Below are 7,504 nucleotides of genomic sequence, written 5' to 3' on the forward strand. Positions count from 1 at the left end.
CAGCGCCGTCCGGGCGCCCGTCGCCACCGGGCGCCGGGACCTGCTCGTCGCTCGTGACCGTGGACGGTCACGAGCGACGAGCAGGTCGGGTCCGGCGGTCCGCTCGGCTCAGGCCAGGACGGCGCCGCCCGACGCCGAGCCGACGAGCTTGGCGTACTTCGCGAGCACCCCGCGGGTGTAGCGCTGCGGCAGCGGCTGCCAGCCGTCGGCGCGGCGCTGGGCCAGCTCGGCGTCGTCGACGAGGACGTCGAGGGTCTTGGCCGTGACGTCGAGGCGGATGCGGTCGCCGTCGCGGACGAAGGCGATGGGACCGGCGTCGACGGCCTCGGGGGCGACGTGGCCGACGCACAGGCCCGTCGTCCCGCCGGAGAAGCGGCCGTCGGTGAGGAGCAGCACGTCCTTGCCGAGGCCGGCGCCCTTGATGGCGCCCGTGATCGCGAGCATCTCCCGCATGCCCGGGCCGCCCTTGGGGCCCTCGTAGCGGATGACGACGACGTCGCCGGCGCTGATGGTGCCGTCCTCGAGGGCGTCCATCGCGGCGCGCTCGCGGTCGAAGACGCGGGCGGTGCCCTCGAAGACGTCCGACTCGAAGCCGGCCGACTTCACGACGGCGCCGCCGGGGGCGAGCGAGCCCTTGAGGACGGTGATGCCGCCGGTGCGGTGGATCGGGGCGTCCATGGCCCGGAGCACGGCGCCGTCGACGTCCGGCGGCGCGATGTCGGCGAGGTTCTCCGCCATCGTCCTCCCCGTCACGGTGAGCGCGTCGCCGTGGAGCAGGCCGGCGTCGAGCAGCGCGCGCATGACGACGGGGACGCCGCCGACGCGGTCGACGTCGGTCATGACGTGGCGGCCGAAGGGCTTCACGTCGGCCAGGTGCGGCACCGTGCTGCCGATGCGGTCGAAGTCGTCGAGCGTGAGCTCGACCTCGGCCTCGTTGGCGATGGCGAGCAGGTGCAGGACGGCGTTGGTCGAGCCGCCGAAGGCCATGACGACGGCGATGGCGTTCTCGAACGCCTCCTTGGTCATGATGTCGCGGGCCGTGATGCCCCGCTCCAGCAGGCCGACGACGGCTGCGCCGGACCGGCGGGCGAAGCCGTCGCGGCGGCGGTCGGTGGCGGGCGGCGCGGCCGAGCCGGGCAGCGACATGCCGAGCGCCTCGGCGGCGCTGGCCATGGTGTTGGCCGTGTACATGCCGCCGCAGGCGCCCTCGCCGGGGCAGATGGCCCGCTCGATGGCGTCGACGTCCTCGCGGCTCATGAGCCCGCGCGAGCAGGCCCCGACCGCCTCGAAGGCGTCGATGATCGTCACCTGCTTCTCGCTGCCGTCGGACAGCTTGGCGACGCCGGGGAGGATCGAGCCGGCGTAGAGGAAGACGCTGGCGAGGTCGAGGCGCGCGGCGGCCATGAGCATGCCCGGCAGCGACTTGTCGCAGCCGGCGAGGAGCACCGAGCCGTCGAGGCGCTCGGCCTGCATGACGGTCTCGACGCTGTCGGCGATGACCTCGCGGCTCACGAGCGAGAAGTGCATGCCCTCGTGGCCCATGGAGATGCCGTCGGAGACCGAGATGGTCCCGAACTCCAGCGGGTAGCCCTGGGCGGCGTGGACGCCGTCCTTGACCGACTTCGCGAGCCGGTCGAGGGAGAGGTTGCACGGCGTGATCTCGTTCCACGAGCTCGCGACCCCGATCTGGGGCTTGGCGAAGTCGTCGTCGCCCATCCCGACGGCGCGGAGCATGCCGCGCGAGGCCGTGGCCTCGAGCCCGTCGGTGACCTGGCGGCTGCGCGGCTTCCGGTCGACACCCGCGGCGGCGGGGGTCGTGGTGGAGCTGCTGCGCTCGGGTGCCTGCGTCATGCCGCGGAGTGTAGGAGCGCCCGTCCCGGCGCCCCGGCGGGCGTCCGCCCTGCGGGCCCGGGCCGCCGGGCCCCGCCGCGCAGCCGTCAGGCCCCGCGGACGACGTTCTCGAGCGGCTCCCCCGCGGCGAGCGCCGCCAGCTGGCGGCGCAGCAGCGCGACGACGCGCGGGCGCATGGCGTCGGTCGCGCCGCCGACGTGGGGCGTGACGATAGCGCCGGGCAGCCGCCACAGCGGGTGCTCGGGCGGCAGCGGCTCGGGGTCGGTGACGTCGAGCGCCGCCCGCAGGCGGCCGGCGGCCACCTCGGCGACGAGGGCGTCGGTGTCGACGACGGGCCCGCGCGCGACGTTGACGACGACGGCGCCGTCGGGCAGCGCGGCCAGCACCCCGGCGTCCACGAGGCCGCGCGTCCCGTCGGTCAGGGGGACGGCGAGGACGAGGGCGTCCGCCCGCGGCAGCAGCGCGCCCAGCTCGTCGACGCCGTGGACGGGCCCGAGCTCGTCGGTGCGGGCGCGGGTGGCGACGCGGACGACGTCCACCTCGAACGGCTGGAGACGGCGCACGACGGCGTCGCCGATGCCGCCCGCGCCGAGGACGAGGACGGTGCGCCCGGCGAGCCCCGGGCGCAGGCCCTCGGGCCCCCGCCAGCGGCCCTCCTGGGCGTCGCGGACGGCGTCGTCGAGCCGCCGGACGCTCGCGAGCAGCAGCGCGAGGGCGATCTCCCCCGTCCCGGCGTCGTGCGCGCCCGCGGCCGAGGCGAGCGCGACGCCGTCGGGCACGTGCGCCGCGACGGCGTCGACCCCGGTCGTCTGGGTCTGCACGACCCGCAGCGCGGGCAGGTCGCGCAGGGAGCCGAGCGCCGACGGACGGCCCTGGTAGGGCAGGACGACGAGGGACAGCCGCTCGACCTGCTCGGCGGCCAGCGCGTCCGCCGGCGGCTGCTCGAGGTCCCAGACGACGCCCTCGACGCCCGGGCCGTCGGGGAGGCCAGGGCCATCGGGGCTGTGAGTGCTGTCGGCGCCGTCCGGCGAGCCGCCCTCCCCGACGAGGGGGACCCCCACCTCGCGGGCGAGCGCGGCCTCGGGCAGGGACACGAGCGGTCGACCAGCCATGCGGCCATCGTGGTGGGACCGCGTCCCGGCGGCGCGGTGGCGGCTCCTCGCCGGCCGGGGATCACGCGGGCGCGCCCGGTCGTTGTCCCCCCATGGCCGCCTCCCTCCGTGCCGGACGCCCGACCGCCGCCCCCCGCCGAGCCGTGCGCGCCTCGCGCGCGGCCGTCGCCGCCGTCGCCGCAATGGGCCTCGCGGCCTGCGGCGGCGAGGACCCGGGCGCCTCCCCCGCGCCGACGGGCGAGGTGCCGGCGTCGACGGCGGGCTCCTCGCCGACGACCCCCTCGCCGTCAGCCGTCGCCGACGCGCCGACGACGACCCCGACCCCCACCGCCCCGAGCGCGAGCGGGACGCCCGCCGGACCCGCCGAGGTGGTCGCCGAGGGCCTGCCGCTCCCCTGGTCGGTCGTCGCCCTCCCGGACGGCTCGTCGCTGCTGAGCCTGCGCGACGAGGCCCGGGTGGTGCGGCTCACCGCGGACGGCCAGGTGTCCGACGTGCCGACGACGAGCCCCGACGAGACCTTCGGCGGCGCCCTGCCGCGCGGCGAGGGCGGCCTCCTGGGGCTCGCGCTGTCGCCGTCCTTCGTCGAGGACGGGCTCGTCTACGCCTACGTCACGCGGGCCGACGACAACGCCGTCGTGCGCGCCGTCCTGTCCGGTGACGGGCTCGGCGAGCCGGAGACGGTGCTCGCGGGCATCCCCCGCGCGCAGGTCCACAACGGCGGCCGCCTCGCCTTCGGGCCCGACGGCCTGCTCTACGTGACGACGGGCGACGCGCGGCAGCCCGAGCTGGCCCAGGACGCGGCGTCGCTCGCCGGCAAGGTCCTGCGCGTCACGCCGGACGGCGCGCCGGCCCCGGGCAACCCCACGGAGGGCTCCCCGGTCTGGACGCTGGGCCACCGCAACGTCCAGGGGCTGGGCTGGGACGCGCAGGACCGCCTGTACGCCAGCGAGTTCGGCCAGGACACCTGGGACGAGCTCAACCTCCTGGAGCCCGGGCGCAACTACGGCTGGCCGGAGGTCGAGGGCCCCGGCGGGCAGGACGCCGCCGACGCCGGCTTCACCGACCCCCTCGTCTGGTGGCGCCCGTCGGAGGCCTCCCCCAGCGGCCTGGCGGTGGCCGACGACGCCGTGTGGGTGAGCGCCCTGCGCGGGCAGCGGCTCTGGCGGGTGCCCGTGGCGACGTCGCCGGAGGGCGGTCCGGTCGGGCAGCCCGAGCCGTACCTCGTCGGCGAGCACGGGCGCCTGCGCGACGTCGCCGTGGCCCCGGGCGGCGGCGCGCTGCGGGTGCTGACGAACGACGGCGACGGCGAGGACCAGCTGCTGCGGCTGCCGCTCGGCTGAGCCGGACGTCGTCGCCCCGGCCCTCGTCGTGAAGGTGACGCCTCCTTCACCTCGGACAGCCCTCTCGACGGGAAGGTGACGCCTCCTTCACCCCCTGGGCCCTTCCCCACGCGAAGGTGACGCCTCCTTCACCTCAGAAGCCTCTCCCCACGCGAAGGTGACGCCTCCTTCACCCCTGGGAACGCTCCCCACGCGAAGGTGACGCCCCCTTCACCGCCGGAGGCCCGGGCTCATCGAGCGAGCGGGTCCTCGGGCCAGGCGTGCTTGGGGTAGCGCCCGCGCATCTCGGCGCGGACCTGCGCGTAGGGGCCGCGCCAGAAGGACGCGAGGTCGCCCGTCACCGCGAGGGGGCGGCCCGCCGGGGAGAGCAGGTGGACGACGACGGCGGTGCGCCCGTCCGCCACGCGGGGCGCGTCCTGCCAGCCGAGGACGTCCTGCAGCCGGACGGCGAGGACGGGCGCGAGCGGGTCGGCGTAGTCCAGGCGCGCCGTCCGTCCGGACGGCAGGGCCAGCCGCTCGGGCGCCAGCTCGTCGAGGCGGGAGGCCTGCGGCCACGGCAGCAGCCGCCTCAGGGCGGTCGCGACGTCGGTGCGCGCGAGGTCGGAGCGACGCCGTGCCGCGGCGAGCTCGGGGCCCAGCCACCCCGCGGCGCCCGCGACGAGCGCCTCGGGCGAGACGTCGGGCCACGGCTCCCCGAGGGCGGCCCCCAGCGCGGCGAGGCGCAGCCGCAGGCGCTCCGCGGCGTCCGAGGGGGCGAGGAGGGCGAGGCCCGCCCGCCCGAGCCCGTCGAGCAGGGCGGCCTGCAGCGCCTCCGGCGGCGGGTCGGTGAGGGGCGCCTCGGCGAGGACGACGGCGCCCAGCCGCTCGACGCGGCGGGCCCGGACGTCGCCACCCGCGCCCCCGACCCAGGCGACCTCCTCCTCCGTCTCCAGCAGCGGCGCCGCGGCGAGGCGGGCGGCGTCCTCGGAGACCGGCGCGGCGAGGCGGACCACGGCGTCGGCCGACCCGAGGGGCCGGTCGAGACGCGCGACGGCCAGCCAGCCGTCCGGCGCCGGGCCGTCCCCGCGACCCGTCGGCGCGCCCGAGCGCGACCAGGACGACCCCGACCAGGCCGACCCGGGGACGAGCCACGCGCCCGTGCCGCCGACGAGGAGCAGCTCGTCGCGCTCGCCGCCGTCGGCCCCGCGTCGACGGCGCCCCACCCGCTCCGGGTGCGCCAGGGCGACGACGAGGCCGGCCACCGCCTCGTCGTCGCCGGCGAGCCCACCTGCACCGCTCCCCGGGCCGGCGGTCGTCGGCCGACGGTCCGCGGCGGAGCGGAGCGACCCCCGCAGCCGCTCGACCTCCCGCCGCCAGGCCGCCGAGCGCGCGGCGTCGTCCCCGCGCCGCAGCGCGCGCCACGCCGCGACGAGGTCGTCGCCCGCCCCAGCGCCGCCCCCCGGGCCGTCCTCGGACAGCAGCGCCACGACCTCCGCCGCCGCGCGCGACCCGACGGCCCGGGCGCCCAGCAGCAGCGCCCGGCCGAGCCGCGGGTCCAGCCCCGTGCCCGCCACCTCACGCCCCAGCGGCGTGGCGCGGCCCGCGGCGTCGAGGAGCCCGCGGTCGCCGAGGGCCCGCTCGGCCGCGGCGACGGCGCCCGCGGGCAGCGGGTCGGGCAGCGCCAGCCCCTCCCCGCGGGGGCTGCCCCAGCAGGCGAGGGCCAGCAGGGCGCCGGCGAGGTCCGCCGTCGCCACCTCCGGCTCCGGGCGCGGCGGCAGGCGGGCGTCGTCCGCGGCCGACCAGCAGCGGACGACCACGCCCGGCCCCTCCCGGGCCGCGCGGCCGGCGCGCTGCTCGGCCGAGGCGCGCGAGACCCGCACGGTGTCCAGCCCCGCCAGGCCGCGGGCGTGGTCGGTCCGCGGCACCCGCGCGAGGCCGGCGTCCACGACGACGCGCACGCCGGGGACGGTGAGGCTCGACTCCGCGACGGCGCTGGCGACGACCACGCGCCGGCGCGGGCCCGGCCGCAGCGCTCGGTCCTGCTCCGCCCGCGGCGTGCGCCCGTGCAGCGCGAGGACGTCGACGTCGGGGCGCGCGGCCCGCAGCCGGGCCTGCACGCGAGCGATCTCGCGCGCGCCCGGGAGGACGACGAGCACGTCGCCGGGGTGGGCGTCGAGCGCCCGGGCCGTGGCCGCGGCGACGTGCTCGAGCAGCCGCGGGTCCACCCGCAGGCCCTGCGGCGGGTCGAGCCCGGGCGGCGGCGGGTCGTGCACCACCGCGAGCGGGTGCACGGGCGCCGTCGCGACGACGACGGGCACCGGCCCCGCGGCGCCGTCCGCGACCTCGGACGACGCCGACGGGTCGGGCGGCGAGGGGTCGGGCGCCGAGGGGTCGGGCGGCGGGGCCCCCGCGAGCGCGCGCCGCAGGGCCGCCTGGTCGGGGGTCGCGGACGCCGCCACGAGCCACAGGTCGGGGCGGAGCACCGCGCGGGCGTCGACGACGAGCGCCAGGGCGAGGTCGGCGTCCAGCGCCCGCTCGTGCACCTCGTCGAGCAGCACGGCGCCCGTGCCCGGGAGCTCGGGGTCGGCCTGGAGCCGGCGCAGGAGCAGCCCGGTCGTCACCACTTCCACGCGGGTGCGCGCGCTCGTGCGCCGCTCGCCGCGGACGGCGTAGCCGACGGCGCCGCCCACGTCCTCGCCGAGGAGCGCCGCCATCCGCCCGGCGGCGGCGCGCACCGCGACGCGCCGCGGCTCGGTGACGACGACGCGGCCGGGGCCGCCGCGCTCCGCCAGGGCGTCGGCGAGCGCGAGCGGGGCCAGCGTCGTCTTGCCCGTCCCGGGCGGCGCGACGAGCAGCGCCCGGCCCGCGCCGCCCAGGGCGGCGAGGAGCTCGGGCAGAGCAGCCGCCGCGGGCAGGTCGACGCCGTCGCGGGAGAGGGCCGCGAGCGCGGTCGCGAGCAGCCCGCCGCTCATGCCGGGGGCGTCGGGCGACGTCGAGCGGGGCGCTCGCGCCCGGGTGGGGTGCGCACGTCAGAAGTAGTCGAGCACCTCGACGAGGTCGCCGCCGGCGAGCACGTCGAGCGCCCCGAGGGCGGCGTCCTCGTCGTCGCAGAGCACCTCGGCGCCCGCGGTGCGCACGGCGCCGAGCGCGGTGACCGACCCGGCGTAGAGGGCGGCCAGGCCGGAGGGGGTCAGGCGGACCACCGGCGCGGGGGGCGGGGGG

Annotated in this window: 4 protein-coding genes and 1 pseudogene; 1 reads left to right on the top strand and 4 read right to left on the bottom strand. The window is 79.2% G+C overall.

The window, feature by feature from the left end; all coding sequences use genetic code 11:
* Positions 1-108: 108 nt before the first annotated feature.
* Both ilvD and WDV85_RS01410 read right to left on the bottom strand, forming a co-directional pair.
* Positions 109-1,851 (bottom strand): dihydroxy-acid dehydratase, encoded by a 1,743-nt coding sequence (ilvD, locus tag WDV85_RS01405; protein ID WP_339568915.1) that lies wholly within the window; start codon positions 1,849-1,851, stop codon positions 109-111.
* Positions 1,852-1,937: 86 nt separating this feature from the next.
* Entirely contained in the window at positions 1,938-2,963 is a 1,026-nt protein-coding gene (locus WDV85_RS01410) for an NAD(P)-dependent oxidoreductase (protein WP_339568916.1), read from the bottom strand.
* A 143-nt stretch (positions 2,964-3,106) separates the two neighbouring features.
* Between WDV85_RS01410 and WDV85_RS01415 the strand changes: the two genes are divergently transcribed.
* Entirely contained in the window at positions 3,107-4,303 is a 1,197-nt protein-coding gene (locus WDV85_RS01415; protein ID WP_339568917.1) for a PQQ-dependent sugar dehydrogenase, read from the top strand.
* Positions 4,304-4,533: 230 nt separating this feature from the next.
* On the opposite strand, the gene WDV85_RS01420 is transcribed toward WDV85_RS01415, so the two are convergent.
* A complete protein-coding gene (locus WDV85_RS01420; RefSeq protein WP_339568918.1) occupies positions 4,534-7,254 on the bottom strand; it encodes an ATP-dependent RNA helicase in 2,721 nt (906 codons plus the stop codon).
* A 57-nt stretch (positions 7,255-7,311) separates the two neighbouring features.
* Positions 7,312-7,504: pseudogene (locus WDV85_RS01425) on the bottom strand (hypothetical protein); the annotation flags it as partial.

This window comes from Pseudokineococcus sp. 5B2Z-1, assembly GCF_037482305.1.
Taxonomy (GTDB): Bacteria; Actinomycetota; Actinomycetes; order Actinomycetales; family Quadrisphaeraceae; genus Pseudokineococcus.

Bases quoted from the DNA above. Each gene is read 5' to 3' on its own strand.
- WDV85_RS01420 (WP_339568918.1), bottom strand. From the start codon at position 7,254: ATGAGCGGCGGGCTGCTCGCGACCGCGCTCGCGGCCCTCTCCCGCGAC.
- ilvD (WP_339568915.1), bottom strand. From the start codon at position 1,851: ATGACGCAGGCACCCGAGCGCAGCAGCTCCACCACGACCCCCGCCGCC.
- WDV85_RS01410 (WP_339568916.1), bottom strand. From the start codon at position 2,963: ATGGCTGGTCGACCGCTCGTGTCCCTGCCCGAGGCCGCGCTCGCCCGC.